Genomic DNA, 22,198 nt, shown 5'->3' with positions numbered 1-22,198 from the left:
ATGCCTGATTGCTGCAACCCCGCCCTAGATGCGGCGACTGCCCGACAACACGGCGACAAAGCCAACCAGCAGGACGCACACACAAATTGCCAGCAATTGCTCGTATTTATGCGCATCGGGCAAGATCGCGGCCACACTGTCCCAGCCGCGCGCAAAATAGGCAAACGCGCCCGCAACCGCGGCTGCATAGGCCACTACGTAGGACCACAACGCCACCTGCCGGCCCAGCACGAAGACCGCCACCATCACCGGCGTCAGAAACATCGACGCCGTGCCGCTGACCGCGACCGCATCAAACAAGGTGGCGTTGCCCCACAGGGTCAACGCGCCGCCCAGCGCCATGAAGACAAACATCGCAACTCGCCCGCCAGTCAATGTGCGTTTGGCCCAGCCAAGCTCCTCCACCATCAGCCGGGCGGCGGAGCTGAGCGCGGAATCCAGCGTAGACAGCGCCGAAACCAGCAGCGACACCATCAGCAAGATGAACACCCAAGACGGGAACATCGCCGACCACGTGCCTAGTAACTGCCCCTCAAACTCCGCGCCCAGAATGGCCGCCTGAATTCCGAAAAAGCCGAAGGCGATGATGCACAAGGTGGACAGCCAGAACGCATGCGCGAAGGCACGGCGCGTCGTGGCGCGATCCGCTACAAAGCCGCGATCCATCATCACCGGATCATGTGCCGGGTATGAGAACACCTGCAACAGCGCCACGGCCAACAGCACCCAGCCGGGTCGCGCTCCGCCGGCCCCGTCAGAGGCCAGAACCGCGCCCAACGAAAACCCAGGGCTGACCAGCAGGTAGGCAAAGGCCACCCCGAAAATCGCAAGGAAAACAACCATCTGCACCACATCAGTGCGCAAGGCGGCTGACAGCCCGCCCCAAGCGGAATAGGCCATGCCCAGCACTGCCACGACCACAATCGCCGTGGTGCCCGCGCCCGCCACATCCGGCATCACGGCCGAAAAAATCAGCCCGACCACCAAAAGGTTGGCAAAGACCTCTGACAACAAGCGCAGCGCTATGACCACGTTGTAGCTGCGCGTTCCCGCCTGCCCAAATTGCGCCCCCAGCCAGTCCTGCACCGAGCCCGCGTCGCGCATCCGCAGCTGGCCCACAATGTAGCCGCCGGTGAGGAAGGACAGATAGTAGGCCGCGTAGGCCAGCGTGCCGGGGAAGCCGTAATAGTAGCCCAAAATGGCCGAATTCATCAGCGATCGCGCGAAGATCCAGGTGGTCACCTGGCTCAGCACCAAAACCGCCAGCCCCGGCGCTTTGCCCGCGATCTGGCCGCCGAAGAAGCCGTCGACCCCCACCCGGCGCGGGGCCACAAGGAACGAGGCAAGAATGACTGCGGCAAAAAGGCCGGCGATCGCGAGGCTGGTCATGTGGGCTGGGTCCGGTTTTCAGGTGGCGTTAGAGCCAGTTACCCGAAACGTTTCCGTCGCGCGACCGCGAAGACCCGCCCCACGCGATTGTGACCGAGCCGCCACTAAATGGTGGCGTTGGTTGCCCCGCCATCAAGCAGGATGTTCTGCCCCACAATGAAACCCGCATGTTGCGAGCACAGGAAGGCGCAGGCCGCGCCGAATTCTTGCCGCGTACCGTAGCGGCGGGCGGGGATCGTGGCCTCCCGCTGCGCGCGCGCCTCATCCATCGAAATACCCTGCGCCTCGCTGACGCCCGTATCAAGGGAGGTCGCACGATCCGTAGCATGGATGCCGGGCATCAGGTTGTTGATGGTCACGCCCGAAGGCGCCACCTGCCGCGCGGTGCCGGCGACATAGCCGGTCAAACCGGTGCGGGCCGCGTTTGACAGCCCCAAAGCCGGGATCGGCGCTTTGACTGATTGCGAGGTGATGTTGACCACACGGCCCCAGCCGCGATCCATCATAGCTGGAAGCAGAGCTTTCATTAAAGCAATTGGCGTCAGCATGTTAGCGTCCAAAGCTGCGATGAAATCTTCGCGGTCCCAATCCGACCACAACCCCGGGGGCGGCCCGCCCGCGTTGCTCACCAGAATGTCGATCTGACCAGCCGCGGCCAGCACCTCAGCGCGCCCTGCCTCGGTGGTGATGTCGGCGGCGACAGTGGTGATCTCGACGTTGAAGCGCGACCGAATGCTGTCTGCAGCATCGATCAAAGAGGCCTCGGTGCGGCCGTTCATGACCAGATCAACCCCCGCCTCTGCCAGGGCCTCCGCGCAGCCCAGGCCCAGGCCTTTGCTCGATGCGGCGACGAGTGCGCGCCTTCCTTTGATACCCAGATCCATGGCTCTCTCCTGATTTGTGCTTCTGCCTGAGTAACGATTCGCGAGACTCTGCACAATGTGGAGGCTGCGGGGCGGCCATAACTGCACATTGATACGCAATCAGGGGCAGGATCGGTGGTTTGTTTCCGCTGGCGCACCGATACGGCTCACATTTGCGTAAAATCTTCCTAAAAAGTTGCGTTTTGGCGTCGAACCCACCAAATACAAATCATCCGCGGCGGGAAACGATGCGTCTGGGACTGCGTTTTGGGGAATGCGATCTCGTGCAAGGCACATGGCTTGCTTCCGCTTTGAATTGAGTGAGCTGCCGTCCATGAACCACCTTTCGCCAACCGAATTCCGCGCCAATCACGCATTTTCCGTGTTTGAAGCTGCGCAATTCCGGGTGACAAATGGGGTAAACCACGGCGATCCGGTCGGCGACATGGACAGCCTGTGTCTTGGGGATGTCTACGCGTTGAAACGCACCGCCAAGGTCATCACGCTTGATCTACAAGACAAGGCCGCGCCGGTTCTGGGCGAGCAGCCTTTGTTCAGCGTCACTGCCAATTCCGGCATTGAGGTCAAAGGCACCACCGCCCGCATCGCCGCAAGACTGACCTTCATGACACAGATTGGCGCTTCCGTTGACGCGCTTGTTATCGCCTGCGACGCGCCGGTTGCGCGCTTCTATTTCTATCCGCTTGGGCCCATTGAGCCCGGAACCGATTACACATTGATCGAGGCGGAGGAGCACCCCCGTGATATCCCCCTCGCCGACCTGACCGGCATGTCCTTTGGGCGTGGCACCCGCATCACCATGTCTGACGGCTCGCAACGTGCGGTCGAAGATTTGCAAGTTGGCGACCGCGTGCTGACCCGCGACCATGGGATGCAGCCGATCCGCTGGATTGGCAAACGCACGGTGCAAGGTGTGGGCGAATTTGCCCCCGTCGTGATCACCGAAGGGGTGCTGGGCAACGCCGAAAGCATCACGGTTAGCCAAACCCACCGCATGCTGATCTCCGATTGGCGGGCCGAGGTGATGGTCGGGTCTCGCGATGTGCTGATCCAGGCCGCTGATCTGGTGAATGACGACACGATCTTCATTCGCAAAGGTGGCTTTGTGGAATACACCCAGCTGGTCTTCGACCAGCACCAGATCCTCTATGCCGAAGGCGTGCCGACCGAAAGCCTGCACATGTCGCAGCAAATCCTGTCTGGCTTGCCGGAGGACGTTGCCGATGAGGTGCTGGCCTTGTTCCCTGACTTGAAGGCCAGTGAGCCCAAATTCAGCCGCGTGCCGCTTGATAGCCGCGACGCGACCAACCTGCTGAAGCAGACGGGGCGGTTCTGACCACCGTCAGGATTTGAGTATTTTCACCAAAACGAAGCCCGTGATTGCGCTGCCCCGTGGCGGCCTCTATATCCCAGCCCATGTTAGATCGCGCCTCAAACCAGCCCGTCCTGCCGCCTGAAATTGCGCGGCGCCGGACCTTTGCCATCATCTCGCACCCGGATGCGGGCAAGACGACCCTGACGGAGAAGTTCCTGCTCTATGGCGGCGCAATTCAGATGGCGGGGCAAGTGCGCGCCAAGGGCGAGGCGCGGCGCACACGGTCCGACTTCATGCAGATGGAAAAAGATCGCGGCATTTCTGTTTCCGCCTCCGCCATGTCGTTTGACTATGACACTTACCGCTTCAACCTGGTGGACACGCCCGGCCACTCGGACTTTTCGGAAGACACCTACCGCACGCTGACCGCCGTCGATGCCGCCGTTATGGTCATCGACGGGGCCAAGGGTGTGGAGAGCCAGACGCAAAAACTGTTCGAAGTGTGCCGCTTGCGCGACCTTCCCATCTTGACCTTCTGCAACAAAATGGACCGCGAAAGCCGCGATACGTTCGAGATTATTGACGAAATCCAGGAAAACCTTGCGATTGACGTCACGCCAGCCTCCTGGCCCATCGGCGTGGGCCGCGACTTTCTGGGCTGTTACGACCTGCTGCGCGACCGGCTGGAACTGATGGACCGCGCGGATCGCAACAAGGTCGCGGAAAGCATTGAAATCAAAGGGCTTGATGACCCCAAGCTCGCCGAACATGTGCCAGCCGCGTTGTTGGAAAAATTCCTCGAAGAAATCGAGATGGCCAAGGAGCTATTGCCGGAACTAGACCACCAGGCGCTGCTGGACGGCACCATGACGCCGATCTGGTTCGGCTCTGCGATCAACAGCTTCGGCGTGCAGGAGCTGATGCAAGGCATCGCCGACTATGGCCCCCAGCCGCAGCCACAAAAGGCCCAGCCGCGCCACATTGACCCGGACGAGAAAAAGGTCGCGGGCTTCGTCTTCAAGGTGCAGGCCAATATGGATCCCAAGCACCGCGACCGCGTGGCCTTCGTGCGCCTCGCCTCGGGCCATTTCAAACGCGGCATGAAGCTGACCCATGTGCGTGAAAAGAAACCCATGGCGATCTCCAACCCTGTGCTGTTCCTCGCCTCCGACCGCGAACTGGCCGAGGAAGCCTGGGCCGGCGACATCATGGGCATCCCCAACCATGGCCAGCTGCGCATCGGCGACACGCTGACTGAGGGCGAGATGCTGCGCGTCGCGGGCATCCCCTCCTTCGCGCCCGAGCTTTTGCAATCATGCCGCGCGGGCGACCCGATGAAGGCCAAGCACCTTGAGAAGGCGCTGATGCAATTTGCCGAGGAAGGCGCGGCCAAGGTCTTCAAACCCGCGTTCGGGTCCGGCTTTATCGTCGGCGTCGTCGGCGCGCTGCAATTCGAGGTGCTGGCGTCACGGATCGAGCTGGAATACGGCCTGCCCGTCCGCTTTGAGGCATCCCAATTCACCTCCGCGCGCTGGGTGAACGGCGACAAGGCCGCCGTCGACAAGTTCATCGCGGCCAACCAGCAGCATATCAGCCACGACAATGACGGCGACGTGGTGTTCCTGACCCGCATGCAATGGGACATCGACCGGGTGGAACGCGATTATCCGGACGTGAAGCTGTCGTCCACGAAAGAAATGATGGTGTAGCCCCTCACTTCGCCCTCACCCCCATTTGAAAACAGTTACATCCGCGTTCCGCTAGCTTTGCGGTCATGGACAGCATCTCATCCCGCATCGGGCGCGGCATCGCGGCCTATCTGGAACGCCCGTCGGGCGACTACATGCCGTTCTCGGTTACCAATCAGGGTATGCTCTGCGCCACGCTGCAACCCGGCGACGTGCTGCTGGTCGAAGGCAATTCCCGCGCCTCCAAGGCGATCAAATACCTGACCAATTCCACCTGGTCCCATGCCGCGCTCTTCGTGGGCGAACATGAGAGCGGCTCCCTGATCGAGGCCGACCTGCAGCACGGCGTCATTCACGTGCCGCTGACGAAATACGACCATTTCAACACCCGCATCTGCCGCCCGGTGGGGCTCACCCCTGAAGACCTCGACGGCGTCATCTCTCATATGAAACAAAGCCTTGGTCGGATCTATGACCTGAAAAACATCGTAGATCTGGCCCGCTACCTGCTGCCGCAGCCCCCTGTCCCACGCCGGTTCCGCCGCCGCATGTTGGCGCTGGGCTCAGGCGATCCGACCCGTGCGATCTGTTCCTCGCTGATCGCCGAGGCGTTTCAAAAGGTGGCCTACCCGATCCTGCCCACGGTGGAAGCGGGCACCGACAAAGATCAGGCCGACGAGATTCTGCACATTCGCCACCATTCGTTGTTCACCCCCCGCGATTTTGACCTGTCGCCCTATTTCAAGGTGGTCAAGCCCACCATCGAACGCGGCTTTGATCACCACAATCTGACTTGGGACCACCTATCGTCGCCAAACAGTGGCTAATCCGCCGATTTAGCCCCTCATTCCCCCAGTTTTGTTGACCGCGCCCCTCAACTGCACTACATGCAGCCTACCTGAGGAAAACGTCCTTGGGGCGACGCAGGGACGCGTTGGAACCTGCGTCCCAAATCACTGCAGAAACTCACTGCAACCATTTGGAAATCTATGACTAAATTTACTGACCTGAAGCTGCACACCAAAGTGCTGAAAGCCATTGCCGATGTGGGCTATGAAACGCCCACCCCCATCCAGGCCGGCGCTATCCCGCCCGCCCTGGAGGGCCGCGACGTGCTCGGCATTGCGCAGACCGGCACCGGCAAAACCGCCAGCTTCACGCTGCCGATGATCACGCTTTTGAACCGGGGCCGCGCCCGCGCGCGTATGCCGCGCAGTCTGGTTCTGGCCCCGACCCGCGAACTCGCTGCGCAGGTCGCCGAAAACTTCGACCTTTATGCAAAATACACCAAGTTGACCAAAGCTCTGCTGATCGGCGGCGTCTCCTTCAAGGAGCAAGACGCCCTCATCGACCGTGGCGTTGACGTGCTGATTGCCACCCCCGGCCGGTTGCTGGACCATTTCGAACGCGGCAAGCTGATCCTGTCGGACGTCAAAGTCATGGTGGTGGACGAGGCCGACCGTATGTTGGATATGGGCTTCATCCCCGACATCGAACGCATCTTCCAGATGACGCCCTTCACCCGCCAAACCCTGTTCTTCTCCGCCACCATGGCGCCGGAGATTGAGCGGATCACCAACACGTTCCTCTCCAACCCCGAGCGGATCGAGGTTGCGCGTCAGGCCACCACATCGGAAACCATCACCCAAGCGGTCTATGAGCTGCCCTCCGCTGGCCGCGACACCTCCAAAAAGAAACGCGACTTCCTGCGTCAACTCATTGACCTCGAAGGCGAAAAGGTCACCAACGGCATCATCTTCTGCAACCGCAAGGTTGATGTGGATATCGTCGCCAAGTCGTTGAAAAAGTACAAACATGACGCCGAGCCGATCCACGGCGATCTGGACCAATCCTACCGCACACGCACGCTGGAAGGCTTCCGCAACGGCGAAATCCGGTTCCTCGTGGCCTCCGACGTCGCGGCGCGCGGGCTCGACATTCCCAATGTAAGCCACGTGTTCAACTTCGATGTGCCCAGCCACGCGGAGGACTATGTGCACCGCATCGGCCGCACCGGCCGCGCGGGCCGCTCCGGCTCTGCAATGATGATCTCGACGCCCAAGGACGACAAGCTGCTGGCCGCCATCGAAAGCCTGATCGAATCCACGATCCCGCGTGGCGATACCGGGCTGGTGAAACCGTCCGAGGCCAAGCCCGAAAAGGCTGAGACCAAGGAAGACAAGCCAACCAAATCCCGCTCGCGCTCGCGTTCCAAGTCGAAAGAGGCCAAAGAAGAGGCCCCTGCCGAAACAAAGGACGCCGCGCCTGAAACCGAGCAAGACGCCAAGCCAGCACCAAAACGCGAGGAAAAGCGGGACGACAAACCCCGCGAAGAAAAGCGCACACGTGGCGGTCGTGGACGCGGCCGCAACGAAGATCGTGGCCCAAAGGTCGTAGGTCTTGGCGATCACATGCCCGACTTCATCGCACAAAGCTTTGAAGAACGCCGCACAGATTAAACCTACCCATCGGGTAATTGAGACGTACAAAAATCTAAGGCCTTTTCCGCGCTGAACACCACGCGCAGAGAAGGCCTTTTTCATGTCCACCACCCAAGCAACCGTCACCGTCGCTCGTCATCACGACAAATTGGTGGCGATCCTCACCCAACCGGTGAACGCGCCCAAACCCACGATCTGGCAGGTCATGACCGACCACCCGGGTTACGCGGATGTGGCCGACAATCTGTCAAAAGTCGAAGTGCTCTCCGGCGAGGGGCTCTGCATGCAACGCCGCTGCGCAGGTCCAAAAGGCGAAAGCTGGGGCGAGACCTGCGACCACTTCGTCGAAGGCCAATCCTTCGGCTTTCGCGTCCACACAGACGCCCCCGATTACCCCTACCCTTTCGCGGCAATCCACGGCGAATGGCGCATCGTAGATCTCGACGATGGTGCCGGGTTTGAAATCGAAATCCACATCACCCCAAAAGGGTCATGGTTCTCCAAACTCATGATCCGCCTTGTTGCGGTGCCAAAGTTCAAGTCCGTCTTGTTCACACTCGGTCAAGGCTGGGCCGCCCGCATGGAACAAGACACCGCCAGTTGATGGGGGGCGGATAAAGAAACATGCGTCGGGCGCAGCCCACTCAATTAGGTCACGTTTCCATCCTGATCCCGATGCATGATCAGCCGCACGCCACGCTGCCAGGTGACATAGGCCCACAGCCATTGCAGCACCACAAACAGCCGGTTCTTGAACCCAATCAAGAAATACACATGCGCGGCACCCCATAAGAGCCAGCCAATGAACCCCGTCACTTTCAGCCCAAAGATATCGGCCACAGCGCGGTTCCGCCCAATGGTCGCAAGCGCGCCGGCATCCGCGTAGCGGAAGGGCTTATCAAAGCCCTTTCCCCGCGCTTCTGCGTCCAGACGCTTGCCTACATAAATCCCCATCTGCTTGGCCACCGGCGCAATCCCCGGCAGCGCATCACCCTGCGGTGCAAACCGCGCCGTGTCGCCAATCACGTAGACGTCGTCAAATCCTTCAGGCCGCAAGGTTTTATCCACCTCAACATGCCCAGAGCGGCCCGTCTCAATCCCAAGCCAGTCTGCCGCAGGCGAGGCCTGCACACCCGCCGCCCAAATACAGGTCCGCGCGTCGATCACACCCTGATTGGTCTCGACCTGAGTGTCCGAGACGCCCGTGACCATGGTCTCCACCCGCACCTCAACGCCCAGTTCACTCAGATCAGAGGCCGCCCGCGCCGACAGTTTCTCGGCAAAGGACGGCAGAACACGCGGGCCGCCCTCGACCAAAATCACACGGTTGTCCGCCGGGTCAATCCGCCGGAAATCCCGCATCACCGACGCCGCCAATTCGCCAATCGCCCCCGCCATCTCAACCCCGGTCGGTCCCGCCCCGATCACGACAAAGCTCTGATAGGCCTTGGCCGCTTCCGGGTCGCTGTCCGCCAGCAATTCCGCCTTCTCAAAGGCGCTCAGCACCTGCTCGCGCAGCGCAAGCGCGTCCTGCAAGGTCTTCAACCCCGGCGCGTGCTCCGCCCAAGCGTCATTGCCAAAATAGCTGTGCTGCGCGCCGGTGGCGAGGATCAGCGCGTCATACCCAACCCGCTCGCCGCTCTCGCACAGCACCTCCTTGGCGGCTCGGTCCACACCCTCCACGCGGTCCATCACCACCCGCACATTGCCCTGCTTGCGCAGTACATGCCGGATCGGGGTCGCGATCTCCGCAGGGGTCAGCGAGGCCGTCGCGACTTGGTACAGAAGTGGCTGAAACAGGTGGTGGTTTTGTTGGTCAATCAGTGTGATCTGAACAGGCGATTTCGCCAGAGCCTTGGCGGCAGACAGGCCCCCGAAACCAGCGCCCACGATCACAACATGCTTTAGCGGATGAGGCATAACGCGCCCTCCATTTATGCAAATGTTACGGGCCTTGCTGACCCACCTTTACATAAACGCTGCACCGCAGAATTCATCCCCTAAGGGGCAAATTTCCGGATTTATTTGCGGCCGACGGCACAAAGGAAGTCTTTTGGTTACAACACCTTACCAATTTCGACGCACGCGCCGCAGATCAGGCCGTCAGCCTCGAAATCAGCACCACCACCTCAGGCTTCTTCCCGATCTCCTTGGAACATGTGTTGCGCACAATCCGCTTCACCTGCTCCTCCAGTTTCCCGTCATCCGCCACGGTTTTGCTATCGGCGCGCCCCAAAAACTGGCCCACTTCCTCTTCCAAAATGTCCTGCACAGACACCCGGGATTGCCCCACCTCAGGCAGCCCCCGCATCTCCGCCCAGGCATCGGTCAATGGCTCGTCTTCTTCATCAATGAGAATGCCAATCACGACCTGACCATTCAAAGCCATCCGGATACGATCCCGGACCACTCCGTCCAGCGCCCCAACCTGAATAGAGCCATCCAAGTAGAGCCGCCCTGTCTCGACAAACTCGACCACCTCAGGCCGGTTCCCCGACAGCGACACCATCGTCCCATTGGGCGCAATCACGGACGCAATGCCGCCAGCCTCGCCCAGCTTCGCATGCTCGCGCAGCATCCGGTGCTCGCCATGCATCGGCACCAAAATCTGGGGCTTCGTCAGCTCATGCATCCGCTGCAGGTCTGGCCGGTTCGCATGGCCCGAGACGTGAATAGCCGCCATCTTGTCGTCGATCACGTCGACATCCTTCTCGGACAGCCCATTGGTGATCCGGCCCACAGACACCTCATTGCCCGGAATGGTCTTTGACGAGAAGATGAACGTGTCCCCGCCCTTCAGCTCAATCCCCAGATACTTGCCCCGCGCCAGCTGCGCCGACGCCGCGCGCCGCTCCCCCTGCGATCCGGTCGCCAGCAGCATCAAATGGTCGCGCGGAATATCGCGCGCTTCTTCGGGCGTGATCGTCGCCGGGAAGTCCTTGATCAGCCCGGTCTCAACCCCCGCCCCGATCATCTTCTTCATCGCACGCCCCAGCAGCACGACCGAGCGCCCCGCCGCCACGCCCGCATCCGCCAGCGTCTTCACGCGGGCAATGTTGGACGCAAAGGTCGTGGCCACAACCATGCCCGAGGCCTCGCGCACCACGCGCTCGATCTCAGGGCCGACTGTCGCTTCCGACCGGCCCGGGTCAGGAGAGAACACGTTGGTGGAATCGCACACCAACGCCTTCACCGGCCCCAAAGACCCCCAAGCCTTGATATCAAACGGCTCACCAAGGCCCGGCGTCTCGTCGATCTTGAAATCACCGGTATGCACCACCCGCCCCTCAGGCGTGTCGATGATCAAAGCGGAGCTTTCCGGAATGGAATGCGAGATCGGCATGAACCCCACCTTAAACGGCCCCGCCTCCACCATCTCCGGCATCGCGCCCACGGTCGTGATCTCGGAGCCGTCAAACCCGTGCTCCTCCATCTTCAGCCGCCCGATATGGGCGGTGAACTTGCGGGCGTAGACCGCCGCGGTCAGACGCGGATACAGATGACCCAACGCGCCGATATGATCTTCATGCGCATGGGTGATGAATATCGCATCCAAACGGTCGACGCGCTCCGCAATCCACTCCACATCGGGGAAGATCAGATCCACCCCCGGCGTGCCGTCCATGTCGGGGAAGGTCACGCCCATATCCACGAGAATGTACCGCTCCTTGCCGGGGCGGCCATAGCCGTAGACATACATGTTCATACCAACTTCGCCCGCCCCGCCGAGGGGCAGGTAGATCAGCCTATCCGCTGCCATTAACCGTTCTTTCTGTTGAAGGCATTGATGACCACCAATCCATGGATGGTCAGCTCGTCCTCGAATACGTCAAACAGGGCATGACCCTGCTGGAACAAAGGCGCAAGCCCCCCGGTCCCGATTATCTTCAGCTTCCGCCCGCGTTCTTCCATGATACGCTGCGTAATGCCGTTGATCAGGCCGACATAGCCCCAAAAGACGCCCGATTCCATGCAGGCGATGGTGTTGGTGCCAATCACCTGTTCGGGCTTGCGCACATCCACATTGGGCAAGGCGGCCGCCGCCTGATGCAGCGCCTCCAGCGACAGGTTCACGCCGGGCGCAATCACGCCGCCGATATAGGCGCCGTCGCTGTCCACCACATCAAAGGTCGTGGCCGTGCCAAAATCAACGATCACCAGATCGCCGCCATGCAGGTCATACCCCGCCACGGTGTTGACCAATCGGTCCGGACCCACGGCGGTGCCGGCGTCCACGCGCACATCCACAGGCAAGTCGCAGCCCTCTTTGCCAACAACCAGAGGGCGACATCCGAAATAGCGATCCGCAAACACCCGCAAGTTGAACACCACCCGAGGCACCGTGGAAGACACGATCACCTCGTCAATATCGGCCTCGATCTTCTGGAAATGCATGAGCGAGGACAGCCACACATAATACTGGTCCGCCGTGCGCTGCCACTCGGTCGCGGTGCGCCAATGGGCGATGAAGGTTTCGCCGTCCCAGATTGAGAACACGGTATTTGTGTTCCCGCAGTCAATCGCCAGCAGCATGCACGCGGCCCTTCCCTCAAAACTCTAGCGAACCTCTACACCGCCCGGCCCCTGTGGTCAAAACAGGCTTCGTTTTGGCAAAAATACTCAATTCCCACCCGTTGCCATACCCGCAACCCACCGTGCGGTGCGGTTACATCTTATCAACGCAAGGCCCATAAAACCCGTCCCCGGATATCCAACGACAAAAGTGACATCGCGCCTTCGGCTTAACGCCCCGGGGGAAATGCCGTCATCGATGACTAAAGAATGGCTGCGGGGGCAAAAGCCCCGCTTCGCATGTCGCGCCTACACCAAAGGGCGGGCCCGCCTATTCGACACCTGCAGGGTGGGTTTCCAACCCACCTTCCCCTCAGGAGAAGAACACATCAGCCGCTGGGATCGCCAAGCGGCCTTTGGCCGTGGCCAAAACCAGGTTGCCCTGCGCGTCCACGTCTTCAAACGTGCCGACAAAGCTTTCTTGCATGGTACGCGCCGTGACCACCTCGCCCAGCCTGGCCGCCCGTGCCAACCACGCCTCACGAATGGGGGCAAAGCCGTAGGTCACAAACCGCGTCTCCCATATGGCGTAATGCGCGGCCAATTCGCCTAGAAAGTCCTCCTGAGACACGTCGCCGCCCAGGCTGACCGGCGCAACCGCGCCAGGCTCGACCTCTGCCGCTGCCGGGGCCGCCACCAGGTTCACGCCAATACCAATCGACAACATATCCACCCGCGCGCCGGAGCCTGCGCTTTCCAGCAAAATGCCTGCCAGCTTACCACCATGCATCAACACGTCATTGGGCCATTTCAATGCAAAAGCCTCTGCGCGGCCGGTCAAGGCAACGAAGGCGTCAAACAGCGCCAATGCCGTCACGAACGAGCGCAGGGCCACGACATCCGGCGTCTCAGCGGGCCGCAAGACCAAGGTCGCTGCGAAATTGCCCGACGGGCTGGCCCAAGCCCTGCCGCGCCGCCCATGCGCCGCGGTCTGGTGCTTTGCCATGATCCATGTAGGGCCAGAAATGTCAGAGGCGCGCCGATGCGCCTCCGACATGGTGCTGTCCGTTTGATCCAGCAGGATCAGGCCGTAGCCTTCAGGCCATTTAGTTGACAAGCGCTTGCGCGGCGGCAAGCGCCGGTGCCTCGATGCCAAAGAGGTTCACAACCCCCAGCACCATGATCGCGGCGCAGCCCATCAGCAATGCCCAGCCCACCATTGGCATGGAGCCGTCCAATGCGTCGCGCTCCTCGCCGAAATACATGTAGTAGATGATGCGCAGGTAGTAGAACGCGCCGATGACAGACGCGATCACGCCCGCAACCGCCAGCCATGCCAGCCCGCCATCCACAGCTGCCTGCAGCACGTAGTATTTGCCGAAGAAGCCCAGCATAGGCGGGATGCCCGCTAGGCTGAACATCAACACCAACATCGCCAGGGCACGCCCCGGGTGGTGCTTGGAATAGTTCTGCAGCGCGTCAATATCGGTGACAGCGTGGCCGTCTTTTTCCATCGACAGGATGAAGGCAAACGTGCCGATGTTCATCACCACGTAGATCGCCATATAGACCAGCATCGCCTGCACGCCTTCGGCGGTGCCAGCGGCCAAGCCCATCAGGGCGAACCCCATATGCGCGATAGACGAATACGCCATCAGCCGCTTGATGTCGCGCTGCCCGATAGCCGCGACCGCGCCCAAAAACATCGACACGACCGACAGGAACGCCACGATCTGCGCCCAGTCAGACACCGCCGCGCCAAAGGCGTCGTGAACAACGCGGGCGAACAGCCCCATGGCGGCCACTTTCGGGGCCGTCGCAAAGAACGCGGTGATCGGGGTGGGCGAGCCCTCATACACATCCGGCGTCCACATGTGGAACGGCGCGGCGGACACTTTGAACGCCATACCGGCGACCACAAAGACCAGCCCGAACAGCAACCCAAGACCAACGCCGCCCTCAGCAGCTGCGGTGATCCCGCTGAACAAGGTGGTGCCCGCATAGCCGTAAACCAGCGACGCGCCGTAAAGCAGCATGCCCGAAGACAGCGCCCCCAGCACAAAATACTTCAAACCGGCCTCGGTCGATTTCACGCTATCGCGGCGCAACGCGGCGACCACGTAAAGCGACAGCGATTGCAACTCCAGCCCCATATACAAAGCCATCAGGTCCCCGGCGGAGACCATCATCATCATGCCTACGACGGACAAGGCCACCAGCAATGGATATTCGAACCGCAGCAGGTCGTGGCGCGCCATGAAGTCTTGGCTGAGCACCAGAATAGCTGCCGCCGACAGCAAGATCACCACCTTGGCAAAGCGCGAGAACGCGTCGTCGATGAACGCGCCGCCGAATGCCTCCTGCACCCCGCCGCCGCCAAATCCGATAACACCCGCCAGCACCACGAACAGGCCCGCCGTGACCCACAGGATCAGCGGCGCGGTCTTGTCCTTGCCGGTGTAGACACCCGCCAGAAGGGCTGCCATGGCATAAACCGCGAGGATCACCTCGGGCAGAACAGCGTTGAGATCAGCTTGGATCATGGATCAGTCTCTCAGTTTCCAGCCACAGAAGTGGCAAGGCCGCTATCGAGCAGCGCGGTGTCATAATTGGTTATCAATGCGCCCACGGACGGGCCGATGATGTCGGTGACCAGCGACGGGTAGACGCCCAGCAGGATCGTCATCACCACCAGCGGCGCAAAGATCGCCCGCTCGCGGCCGGTCATGTCGGTGATCGACTTCAGGCTCTCCTTGATCAGGTCGCCCATCACCACGCGGCGGTACAGCCACAAGGCGTAGGCCGCCGACAGGATCACACCCGTGGTGGCAATCATCGCGACCCATGTGTTCACCTGGAACACGCCCATCAGCACCAGGAATTCCCCGATGAAGCCCGACGTGCCTGGGAGGCCGACATTGGCCATGGTGAACAGCATGAAGATCAGCGCGTAGGCCGGCATCTTGTTCACCAGCCCGCCATAAGCGTCAATCTCGCGGGTGTGCATCCGATCGTAGATCACGCCCACACACAGGAACAACGCGCCGGAGATGAAGCCGTGGCTGATCATCTGGAAGATCGCCCCGTCAATCCCCTGCTGGTTCACCGCAAAGATGCCCATCGTCACGTAGCCCATGTGGGCCACGGACGAATACGCAATCAGCTTCTTCATATCCGACTGCGCCAAAGCCACCAGCGAGGTGTAGACAATCGCAATCGCCGAAATCCACAGCACGAAGGTGCCCAAAACCTCGGACCCCACAGGAAACATCGGCAGGGAGAAACGCAGGAAGCCGTAGCCGCCCATCTTCAGCAAGATCGCCGCCAGCACCACGGAACCCGCCGTTGGCGCTTGCACGTGTGCATCCGGCAACCATGTGTGCACCGGCCACATCGGCATCTTCACCGCGAAGGAGGCGAAGAAGGCCAGCCACATCAGCGTCTGCATGCCGCCGACAATCTGGATGCCCAAAAGCTCGAAGTTGTCAGAGGCGAAGTTATGCGTCAGCAAGGTTGGGATGTCGGTGGTCCCGGCGTCCACATACATGCCGATCATCGCGATCAGCATCAGGACCGAGCCGAGCAGGGTGTAGAGGAAGAACTTGAACGACGCATAGATCCGGTTCGCCCCGCCCCAGATGCCGATGATCAGGAACATCGGGATCAGCCCTGCCTCGAAGAACAGGTAAAACAGGATCAGGTCCAGCGCGCAGAACACACCAAGCATCAGCGTTTCCAACAGCAGGAACGCGATCATGTAGTCCTTCACGCGGTGCTTCACGTCCCAGCAGGACGCAATCACCAGCGGCATCAGGAAGGTGGTCAGCAGCACAAACAGGATCGAGATCCCGTCAACGCCCATCTTGTATTGGAAGCCCAGGATCCACTCGCGCTCCTCCACGAACTGGAAGCCCGTGTTGGCCGGATCGAACCCAGTGTACAGGAAGATCGACACAAGGAAGGTCGCCGTCGTTGCGAGCAGCGCCAGCCATTTGGCGTTGCGCTGCGCGGCCTCGTCGTCGCCCCGCAGGAACAGGGCCAGAATGACCGCGCCCAAGAGCGGGATAAACGTGATGATGGAGAGAAGTGAGTTCAACATTATTCCGCTCCTCCGCCTGTTATGGCGAAGTATGTAATTAGAAGCACGACTCCCAGAACCATCGCGAAGGCGTAATGGAACATGAAGCCCGACTGCGCCCGGCCCGCAAGCCGGGTGAAGAACGGGATGATGCCCATGGCGATGCCGTTGAGCGATCCGTCAATCACGTCGCCGTCGCCACGTTTCCACAAGAAGTTGCCCAGCCATTTCGCTGGCCGCACGAAGAGGAAGTCGTAGACCTCGTCGAAATACCACTTGTTCAGCAGGAAGTTGTACAGCGGCCGTTGGTTCGCGGCCAAGCGGCCCGGCAATGATGGGTTCTTGATGTAGAACAGCCATGCCGTGAAGAAGCCCAGCAGCATCACGACGAAGGGCGAGACCTTCACCCATTTGGGCACGTAATGCGCGTCATGCAGCACGTGGTTGTCAGGCCCGTGGAAAATCGCGCCTTGGCCGGGAACTTGGGCTGGTCCGTGATCCTTGTCGTCCTTGGCCTCGTCCGTCGCCGCGTATGCGGGTTCAACCATCTGAACAATCGCGTGCTTCTCGCCCGAGATGCCGAAGAATTTGTCGACGCTTTCATCCGAGCCGAAGAACGGTTTGTAGAACACCATGCCCGAGAAGATCGCCCCAATTGCCAGCACGCCCAAAGGCACCAGCATCGTGTTGGGGCTTTCATGCGCATGCTCATGCGTGTGCTTGTCGCCGCGCGGCTCGCCGTAGAAGGTCATGAACATCAGACGCCACGAGTAGAAGCTGGTGAACAGCGCCGCGACGACCAGCAGCCAGAAAGCGTAGCCCATCGGGGTTGCCGCATAGGCGCTCTCGATAATCGCGTCTTTGGACACGAAGCCCGCAAAGCCAATCGGGAAGCCAACGTAAAGAAGTGGGATGCCGACGCCCGTGATGGCCAAAGTGCCGATCATCATCGCCCAGAACGTCTTGGGGATCTTGTGGCGCAGGCCGCCGTAATTCCGCATGTCCTGCTCGTGATGCATCGCGTGAATGACCGAGCCCGCGCCCAGGAACAACATCGCCTTGAAGAACGCATGTGTCAGCAGGTGGAACATCGCGACGGAGTAGACCCCGACGCCCGCCGCCACGAACATGTAGCCCAGCTGCGAGCAGGTCGAATAGGCGATGACGCGTTTGATGTCGTTTTGTACAAGACCCACGGTTGCCGCGAAGAACGCGGTGGTGGCCCCCAACACAACGATGAAGGTCTGCGCCTGCGGTGCAAATTCCATCAGCGGAGACATGCGGCAGACAAGGAAGACCCCCGCCGTCACCATGGTCGCGGCGTGGATCAGCGCCGACACAGGCGTCGGGCCTTCCATCGCGTCCGGCAGCCATGTGTGCAGGATCAGCTGCGCCGACTTGCCCATTGCGCCCACGAACAGCAGGAAGGCCAGCAAGTTGGCGGCGTTCCACTCTGTCCACAGGAACCGGATCTGCGTCTCGGCGATGGTTGGCACGGCGGCAAAGATGTCGTCGAAATTGATCGAGTCCGTCAGAAGGAACAACCCGAAGATGCCCAGCGCAAAGCCGAAATCACCCACACGGTTGACCACAAACGCCTTGATCGCGGCAGCATTGGCCGACGGCTTTTTGTAGTAAAACCCGATCAAAAGATACGAGGCCACGCCCACGCCTTCCCAGCCAAAGAACATCTGCACAAGGTTGTCTGCGGTCACCAGCATCAGCATGGCGAAGGTAAAGAACGACAGATACGCAAAGAAGCGCGGCTTGTAGCTGACGCCTTCGGCAAAATGGTCGTCATGCGCCATATAGCCAAAGGAATAAAGGTGCACGAGGCTCGACACGGTGGTGATGACGATCAGCATGATCGCCGTCAGACGGTCCATCCGAATGGCCCATGACGTGTCGAGGGAACCCGACTGGATCCAGCGCAAAATCTCGATGCTTTGCGTGGTGCCGTCAAAGGTCAGGAACACGATCCAGCTGAGAATCGCCGACAGAAACAGGCCCGCCGTGGCAACAACGCAAGCCGCCTGCTCGCCGATGAACTTCCACCCGAACCCGCAGATAAGCGCGCAAATCAGAGGGGCGAAAAGGATGATAATTTCCATTGTGACTTAGCCCTTCATCACGTTGACGTCTTCCACGGCGATGGTGCCGCGGTTGCGGAAGAAGCAGACCAGAATGGCCAGCCCGATGGCCGCCTCCGCCGCCGCGACCGTCAGCACGAACAAGGTAAACACCTGCCCCGCGAGGTCGTTGAGGAAGCTGGAAAAGGCCACGAAATTGATGTTGACCGCCAGAAGCATCAGCTCGATCGACATCAAGATGACGATGACGTTCTTGCGGTTCACGAAGATGCCGAAGATGCCAATGACGAACAACGCCGCCGCGACCGTGAGGTAATGTTCAAGTCCGATCATTGGGTGGCTCCGATGGATTCTGGGTAGAAAATTTTGCATCCACAAAACAGGTTGACCTGATCCCGCTTCTTGAAACGGTTGTTGATTGCCTGAATGGCAAGGTTCACGTTCAACCCGCGCGAACGGGCATCGGCGACGATGTCGCTCATTTCGCTGCGGTTATCGTACTTGGCTTTAGGCGGGGTCACGACGCTGACATCAGTGTCGAAGCCGCAACTCGTCTCAGTTCCGGGTATGTCAGGCGGCGCAATTGCAACGACCTCAGATGTCGTGCAATCGGCGACCACAAACTCGTGCCCGAGAAAGCCCGGAAATATCTCCTGCCCGATACGCCCACGTCCAAGATCAATGGCGGGGTAGCCTGAGAAGAAATCCTGATCTCCCGCATACTTAAAGCTGCAGTCCTGCGCCACAGCCGTGCGCCGATTGCGGTCCGAAAAGGCCGGACTGCACGCGCTGGCGGCGATGGTCCCGCCAACTAGGAACGCTGCAACAAGTGTGGGCACAACCATCATGCGTTACAGCCCCTGCCCCGGTTTAACGTTCTTCAATTCCATCTGCTCGGCTGGATCGCGGTAGATCTGGCTGAGGATGTTCTGGCGTTTGACGTCCTCGCGGTGACGCAATGTCAGGACAATCGCGCCGATCATGGCGACCAGCAGGATCAAGCCGGCGGCTTGGAAGAGGTAGATGTATTTGGTGTAGATCAGCAGGCCCAAGGCGGCGGTGTTCTGCGTCTCGTTCAGGTCGGGCGTGACCGCATCGCGCAATGCCGTCGCATTCTCCGCGCCCTGCCAGACGCCGAAGACTAGCGCCAGTTCCATCAACAAAATAACGCCGATCAGCCCGGCGAGCGGGACGAACTTGGCCAGCTCCCCACGGAGTTCCGCAAAATCCACGTCCAGCATCATGACAACAAAGAGGAACAGCACGGCGACCGCGCCTACATAGACGATGATCATCAGCATGGCGACGAATTCGGCGCCCAGCAGCACGAACAACCCGGCGGAGGACAGGAAGGCCAGGATCAGCCACAGCACCGAGTGCACGGGGTTTCGAGACACCACCACGAACAACCCGGCTGTGACCACCGTGATTGCGAACAGGTAGAATGCAAAATCTGCAAATCCCATCAGTCTTCCTTCTCTCCGTCCAACACCTCGGTCGCCAGCTCCATGGCTTTCGACATCGCGGGTACGCCGCCAAACATCGCGGCCTGCGCGATGGTTTCGGCTATTTCTTGTTTCGTCGCCCCGGCTTCCACCAGATGGCGCACGGTCAGCCTGATCTGGCTTTCGGCCTGCGCGCCTTGGATGGTCAACCCGGTCAGCGTCAGCAGCAGGCGTGTCTTGGCATCCAACCCCTCTGGGCTGACGCCCTTGCCCATGAACTGTTCCATCATGTCGGCTGGCATGGTGGGCATCATATTTTCGAACCCTTTGGGCGTGAACGCCTCAAGCGCAGGATTCATGGTCTTGGCCATGTCCTGCCCCATCTTCATCATCGCTTCAAAAGGGTTCTTGGCGTCGGTCATCGGTAAGGTGCATCCATTTCCAGATTGCGGGCGATCTCGGCTTCCCAACGGTCACCATTCGCCAGCAGCTTGTCTTTGTCGTAGAACAGCTCCTCGCGGGTTTCGGTGGCGAATTCGAAATTCGGGCCTTCGACAATCGCATCCACCGGGCAAGCTTCCTGACAGAAGCCGCAATAGATGCATTTGGTCATGTCGATGTCATAGCGCGTGGTGCGGCGGGAGCCGTCATCGCGCGGCTCAGCATCAATGGTGATCGCTTGCGCAGGGCACACGGCTTCACAGAGCTTGCAGGCAATACAGCGTTCTTCCCCATTGGGGTAGCGGCGCAGCGCGTGTTCGCCGCGGAAACGAGGCGACAGCGGCCCCTTCTCATGCGGGTAGTTCACCGTGGCCTTGGGCGCGAAGAAGTATTTCATGCCCAGCCCAAACCCTTTGAAGAAATCAAAGAGCAGGAAATACTTGGCCTTGCGGGCGAGAGACGTTGCCATGCGGTTAACCTCCTACGGCCCAGCGGGCATATGCGCCGCCAAAGGCCCCGTATTGAGCGAAGAACGCCACGACCACGACCCATGCCAGCGAGAAGGGCAGGAAGACTTTCCAGCCCAGACGCATCAGCTGGTCGTAGCGGTAGCGCGGCACGATGGCTTTCACCATCGCGAACAAGAAGAAGAACACGGCCATTTTGCCGACCATCCAAAGCGCCCCATCGGGCAAGCCCGGGATTGGGGACAGCCAGCCGCCGAAGAACAAGAGCGTGATCAGCGCGCACATCAGGAAGATGGCGATGTATTCGCCGGCCATGAACAGCAGGAACGGGGTGGAGGAATATTCCACCTGATAGCCCGCGACGAGTTCTGATTCCGCTTCCGGAAGGTCAAACGGCGGGCGGTTGGTTTCCGCCAAAGCGGAGATGAAGAACAGGAACACCATCGGCAAATGCGGTAGCCAGTACCAGCTGAAGAAGCCGTAATTGCCGTCCTGCGCGCGGACGATGTCGCCGAAATTCAAGCTACCTGTGGTGATGATCACCCCGATGATGATCAGGCCAATCGACACCTCGTAGCTGATCATCTGCGCGGCGGACCGCAGCGAGCCTAGGAACGGGTATTTGGAGTTCGACGCCCAGCCGCCCATGATCACGCCGTAAACCTCCAAAGAGCCGATTGCGAAGACATAGAGGATCGCCACGTTCAGATCGGCCAGCACCCATGTGTCGTTAAACGGGATCACAGCCCATGAAATAAGGGCCAAGACGAAGGCCAGCATGGGCGCGAGCATGAACACCGTCTTGTCGGCGCCCGCCGGAATGACGATTTCCTTAACCACATATTTCAGCGCATCGGCCACGGTTTGCAGCAGGCCCCACGCGCCCACCACATTCGGGCCACGGCGCATTTGCACTGCCGCCCAGATCTTGCGGTCGCCGTAGACGAGGAACAGCAGGGAGACCATCACAAAGCCGATCACCGCAAGGCATTGCGCCACGATGATCAGGGCAATTCCGGCCGGGGTTGTTAGAAATTCAGCCATGCGTCCTCACACTGTAGGTATGCCGTTTTCGGCACATTCTGCGACCACCACTTCGGCGTCGATGGTTTGTAGTCCCTCGGGCAAAGCAGCCGAGATGGTGTAAACCGCATCCGCCGCCCAAATGCCACCCCGTTCCTGCACATTTGTCCGCACATGGCGGGCAAATCCGAAGCCGCGGATCAGCGCGTATTGCGCCGCAGCGCATTTGCCGTAATCGGCCACGTCCGCATTGGTGCGCGCGCCCTTCATGCGGACCAGAAAGCTGACGATCTCGTTGTCCAGCTTGCGGGTTTCCACGCCAATATATTCAGGGGCGAAGTAATCCTCTGTCGGGTCCACCTCCTCGCACGCGGCAAGGCTGGCCAAGGCCAGTCCGAATGCCGCGATATGAAGAGGTTTCATCA

At 60.4% G+C, this 22,198-nt stretch carries 21 protein-coding genes; 5 read left to right on the top strand and 16 right to left on the bottom strand.

Annotation, left to right across the window (positions count from 1 at the left end):
- Positions 1–24 precede the first annotated feature (24 nt).
- A complete protein-coding gene (locus Q0899_RS01000) occupies positions 25–1,389 on the bottom strand; it encodes a sodium:proline symporter (RefSeq protein WP_299190815.1) in 1,365 nt (454 codons plus the stop codon).
- Between the two features lie 104 nt (positions 1,390–1,493).
- Complete coding sequence (locus Q0899_RS00995; RefSeq protein WP_299190813.1) at positions 1,494–2,273, bottom strand: SDR family oxidoreductase; 780 nt, start codon at positions 2,271–2,273, stop codon at positions 1,494–1,496.
- A gap of 313 nt (positions 2,274–2,586) precedes the next feature.
- On the opposite strand from Q0899_RS00995, the gene Q0899_RS00990 reads away from it, so the two are divergent.
- The 5 genes from Q0899_RS00990 (at position 2,587) to Q0899_RS00970 (ending at position 8,321) form a co-directional block, all read left to right on the top strand.
- Positions 2,587–3,609, top strand: coding sequence for a Hint domain-containing protein (locus Q0899_RS00990; protein WP_298292606.1), 1,023 nt, complete (start codon positions 2,587–2,589; stop codon positions 3,607–3,609).
- Positions 3,610–3,689: 80 nt separating this feature from the next.
- Positions 3,690–5,297, top strand: coding sequence for a peptide chain release factor 3 (locus Q0899_RS00985; protein WP_298292608.1), 1,608 nt, complete (start codon positions 3,690–3,692; stop codon positions 5,295–5,297).
- A 65-nt stretch (positions 5,298–5,362) separates the two neighbouring features.
- Positions 5,363–6,103, top strand: coding sequence for a lipo-like protein (locus tag Q0899_RS00980; protein ID WP_299190810.1), 741 nt, complete (start codon positions 5,363–5,365; stop codon positions 6,101–6,103).
- Between the two features lie 162 nt (positions 6,104–6,265).
- Positions 6,266–7,735 (top strand): DEAD/DEAH box helicase, encoded by a 1,470-nt coding sequence (locus Q0899_RS00975; RefSeq protein WP_299190808.1) that lies wholly within the window; start codon positions 6,266–6,268, stop codon positions 7,733–7,735.
- An 82-nt stretch (positions 7,736–7,817) separates the two neighbouring features.
- Entirely contained in the window at positions 7,818–8,321 is a 504-nt protein-coding gene (locus Q0899_RS00970; RefSeq protein ID WP_299190805.1) for an SRPBCC family protein, read from the top strand.
- A 44-nt stretch (positions 8,322–8,365) separates the two neighbouring features.
- Here the strand turns inward: Q0899_RS00970 and Q0899_RS00965 are convergent, their stop codons facing one another.
- The 14 genes from Q0899_RS00965 to Q0899_RS00900 form a co-directional block, all read right to left on the bottom strand.
- A complete protein-coding gene (locus Q0899_RS00965; protein WP_299190802.1) occupies positions 8,366–9,637 on the bottom strand; it encodes an NAD(P)/FAD-dependent oxidoreductase in 1,272 nt (423 codons plus the stop codon).
- A 175-nt stretch (positions 9,638–9,812) separates the two neighbouring features.
- Positions 9,813–11,477: a ribonuclease J gene (locus Q0899_RS00960; protein ID WP_299190800.1), complete on the bottom strand. Its 1,665-nt coding sequence runs from the start codon at positions 11,475–11,477 to the stop codon at positions 9,813–9,815.
- Positions 11,477–12,250, bottom strand: a complete 774-nt coding sequence (locus tag Q0899_RS00955) for a type III pantothenate kinase (RefSeq protein WP_298292621.1) — start codon at positions 12,248–12,250, stop codon at positions 11,477–11,479. The genes Q0899_RS00960 and Q0899_RS00955 overlap by 1 nt, the downstream gene beginning before the upstream one ends.
- 352 nt (positions 12,251–12,602) lie before the next feature.
- A complete protein-coding gene (locus Q0899_RS00950) occupies positions 12,603–13,346 on the bottom strand; it encodes a biotin--[acetyl-CoA-carboxylase] ligase (RefSeq protein ID WP_298359018.1) in 744 nt (247 codons plus the stop codon).
- The gene (nuoN, locus tag Q0899_RS00945) at positions 13,336–14,772 is read right to left on the bottom strand and encodes an NADH-quinone oxidoreductase subunit NuoN (RefSeq protein ID WP_298292624.1); all 1,437 of its coding nucleotides are present in this window, start codon (positions 14,770–14,772) and stop codon (positions 13,336–13,338) included. Before nuoN ends, Q0899_RS00950 begins: the two co-directional genes overlap by 11 nt.
- A gap of 11 nt (positions 14,773–14,783) precedes the next feature.
- Positions 14,784–16,325 carry an NADH-quinone oxidoreductase subunit M gene (locus Q0899_RS00940; protein WP_298293320.1) on the bottom strand — a complete coding sequence of 514 codons (1,542 nt, stop codon included), beginning with the start codon at positions 16,323–16,325 and terminating at the stop codon, positions 14,784–14,786.
- Between the two features lie 2 nt (positions 16,326–16,327).
- Positions 16,328–18,418, bottom strand: a complete 2,091-nt coding sequence (gene nuoL, locus Q0899_RS00935) for an NADH-quinone oxidoreductase subunit L (RefSeq protein WP_299190798.1) — start codon at positions 18,416–18,418, stop codon at positions 16,328–16,330.
- A gap of 6 nt (positions 18,419–18,424) precedes the next feature.
- Complete coding sequence (gene nuoK, locus Q0899_RS00930) at positions 18,425–18,730, bottom strand: NADH-quinone oxidoreductase subunit NuoK (RefSeq protein WP_159808281.1); 306 nt, start codon at positions 18,728–18,730, stop codon at positions 18,425–18,427.
- Complete coding sequence (locus Q0899_RS00925) at positions 18,727–19,245, bottom strand: hypothetical protein (RefSeq protein WP_298292631.1); 519 nt, start codon at positions 19,243–19,245, stop codon at positions 18,727–18,729. The genes nuoK and Q0899_RS00925 overlap by 4 nt, the downstream gene beginning before the upstream one ends.
- A 3-nt stretch (positions 19,246–19,248) precedes the next feature.
- Positions 19,249–19,863, bottom strand: coding sequence for an NADH-quinone oxidoreductase subunit J (locus tag Q0899_RS00920; RefSeq protein WP_299190795.1), 615 nt, complete (start codon positions 19,861–19,863; stop codon positions 19,249–19,251).
- Positions 19,863–20,264 (bottom strand): carboxymuconolactone decarboxylase family protein, encoded by a 402-nt coding sequence (locus tag Q0899_RS00915; RefSeq protein ID WP_298359033.1) that lies wholly within the window; start codon positions 20,262–20,264, stop codon positions 19,863–19,865. Before Q0899_RS00915 ends, Q0899_RS00920 begins: the two co-directional genes overlap by 1 nt.
- Positions 20,261–20,752 (bottom strand): NADH-quinone oxidoreductase subunit NuoI, encoded by a 492-nt coding sequence (nuoI, locus tag Q0899_RS00910; RefSeq protein ID WP_298359036.1) that lies wholly within the window; start codon positions 20,750–20,752, stop codon positions 20,261–20,263. The genes Q0899_RS00915 and nuoI overlap by 4 nt, the downstream gene beginning before the upstream one ends.
- Positions 20,753–20,756: 4 nt before the next feature.
- Complete coding sequence (gene nuoH / locus Q0899_RS00905; protein ID WP_299190793.1) at positions 20,757–21,794, bottom strand: NADH-quinone oxidoreductase subunit NuoH; 1,038 nt, start codon at positions 21,792–21,794, stop codon at positions 20,757–20,759.
- A 6-nt stretch (positions 21,795–21,800) separates the two neighbouring features.
- Entirely contained in the window at positions 21,801–22,196 is a 396-nt protein-coding gene (locus tag Q0899_RS00900; protein WP_298360592.1) for a hypothetical protein, read from the bottom strand.
- Positions 22,197–22,198 lie beyond the last annotated feature (2 nt).

The organism is uncultured Litoreibacter sp., assembly GCF_947501785.1.
Lineage (GTDB): Bacteria > Pseudomonadota > Alphaproteobacteria > Rhodobacterales > Rhodobacteraceae > Litoreibacter.
This window is presented reverse-complemented; position numbering and strand designations above follow the sequence as displayed.

Excerpts from the sequence above, each read along its gene's own strand:
- Q0899_RS01000 (WP_299190815.1), bottom strand. The coding sequence starts at position 1,389 with ATGACCAGCCTCGCGATCGCCGGCCTTTTTGCCGCAGTCATTCTTGCC.
- Q0899_RS00995 (WP_299190813.1), bottom strand. The coding sequence starts at position 2,273 with ATGGATCTGGGTATCAAAGGAAGGCGCGCACTCGTCGCCGCATCGAGC.
- Q0899_RS00990 (WP_298292606.1), top strand. The coding sequence starts at position 2,587 with ATGAACCACCTTTCGCCAACCGAATTCCGCGCCAATCACGCATTTTCC.
- Q0899_RS00985 (WP_298292608.1), top strand. The coding sequence starts at position 3,690 with ATGTTAGATCGCGCCTCAAACCAGCCCGTCCTGCCGCCTGAAATTGCG.
- Q0899_RS00980 (WP_299190810.1), top strand. The coding sequence starts at position 5,363 with ATGGACAGCATCTCATCCCGCATCGGGCGCGGCATCGCGGCCTATCTG.
- Q0899_RS00975 (WP_299190808.1), top strand. The coding sequence starts at position 6,266 with ATGACTAAATTTACTGACCTGAAGCTGCACACCAAAGTGCTGAAAGCC.
- Q0899_RS00970 (WP_299190805.1), top strand. The coding sequence starts at position 7,818 with ATGTCCACCACCCAAGCAACCGTCACCGTCGCTCGTCATCACGACAAA.
- Q0899_RS00965 (WP_299190802.1), bottom strand. The coding sequence starts at position 9,637 with ATGCCTCATCCGCTAAAGCATGTTGTGATCGTGGGCGCTGGTTTCGGG.
- Q0899_RS00960 (WP_299190800.1), bottom strand. The coding sequence starts at position 11,477 with ATGGCAGCGGATAGGCTGATCTACCTGCCCCTCGGCGGGGCGGGCGAA.
- Q0899_RS00955 (WP_298292621.1), bottom strand. The coding sequence starts at position 12,250 with ATGCTGCTGGCGATTGACTGCGGGAACACAAATACCGTGTTCTCAATC.
- nuoN (WP_298292624.1), bottom strand. The coding sequence starts at position 14,772 with ATGATCCAAGCTGATCTCAACGCTGTTCTGCCCGAGGTGATCCTCGCG.
- nuoL (WP_299190798.1), bottom strand. The coding sequence starts at position 18,418 with ATGGAAATTATCATCCTTTTCGCCCCTCTGATTTGCGCGCTTATCTGC.
- nuoK (WP_159808281.1), bottom strand. The coding sequence starts at position 18,730 with ATGATCGGACTTGAACATTACCTCACGGTCGCGGCGGCGTTGTTCGTC.
- Q0899_RS00925 (WP_298292631.1), bottom strand. The coding sequence starts at position 19,245 with ATGATGGTTGTGCCCACACTTGTTGCAGCGTTCCTAGTTGGCGGGACC.
- Q0899_RS00920 (WP_299190795.1), bottom strand. The coding sequence starts at position 19,863 with ATGGGATTTGCAGATTTTGCATTCTACCTGTTCGCAATCACGGTGGTC.
- Q0899_RS00915 (WP_298359033.1), bottom strand. The coding sequence starts at position 20,264 with ATGACCGACGCCAAGAACCCTTTTGAAGCGATGATGAAGATGGGGCAG.
- nuoI (WP_298359036.1), bottom strand. The coding sequence starts at position 20,752 with ATGGCAACGTCTCTCGCCCGCAAGGCCAAGTATTTCCTGCTCTTTGAT.
- nuoH (WP_299190793.1), bottom strand. The coding sequence starts at position 21,794 with ATGGCTGAATTTCTAACAACCCCGGCCGGAATTGCCCTGATCATCGTG.
- Q0899_RS00900 (WP_298360592.1), bottom strand. The coding sequence starts at position 22,196 with ATGAAACCTCTTCATATCGCGGCATTCGGACTGGCCTTGGCCAGCCTT.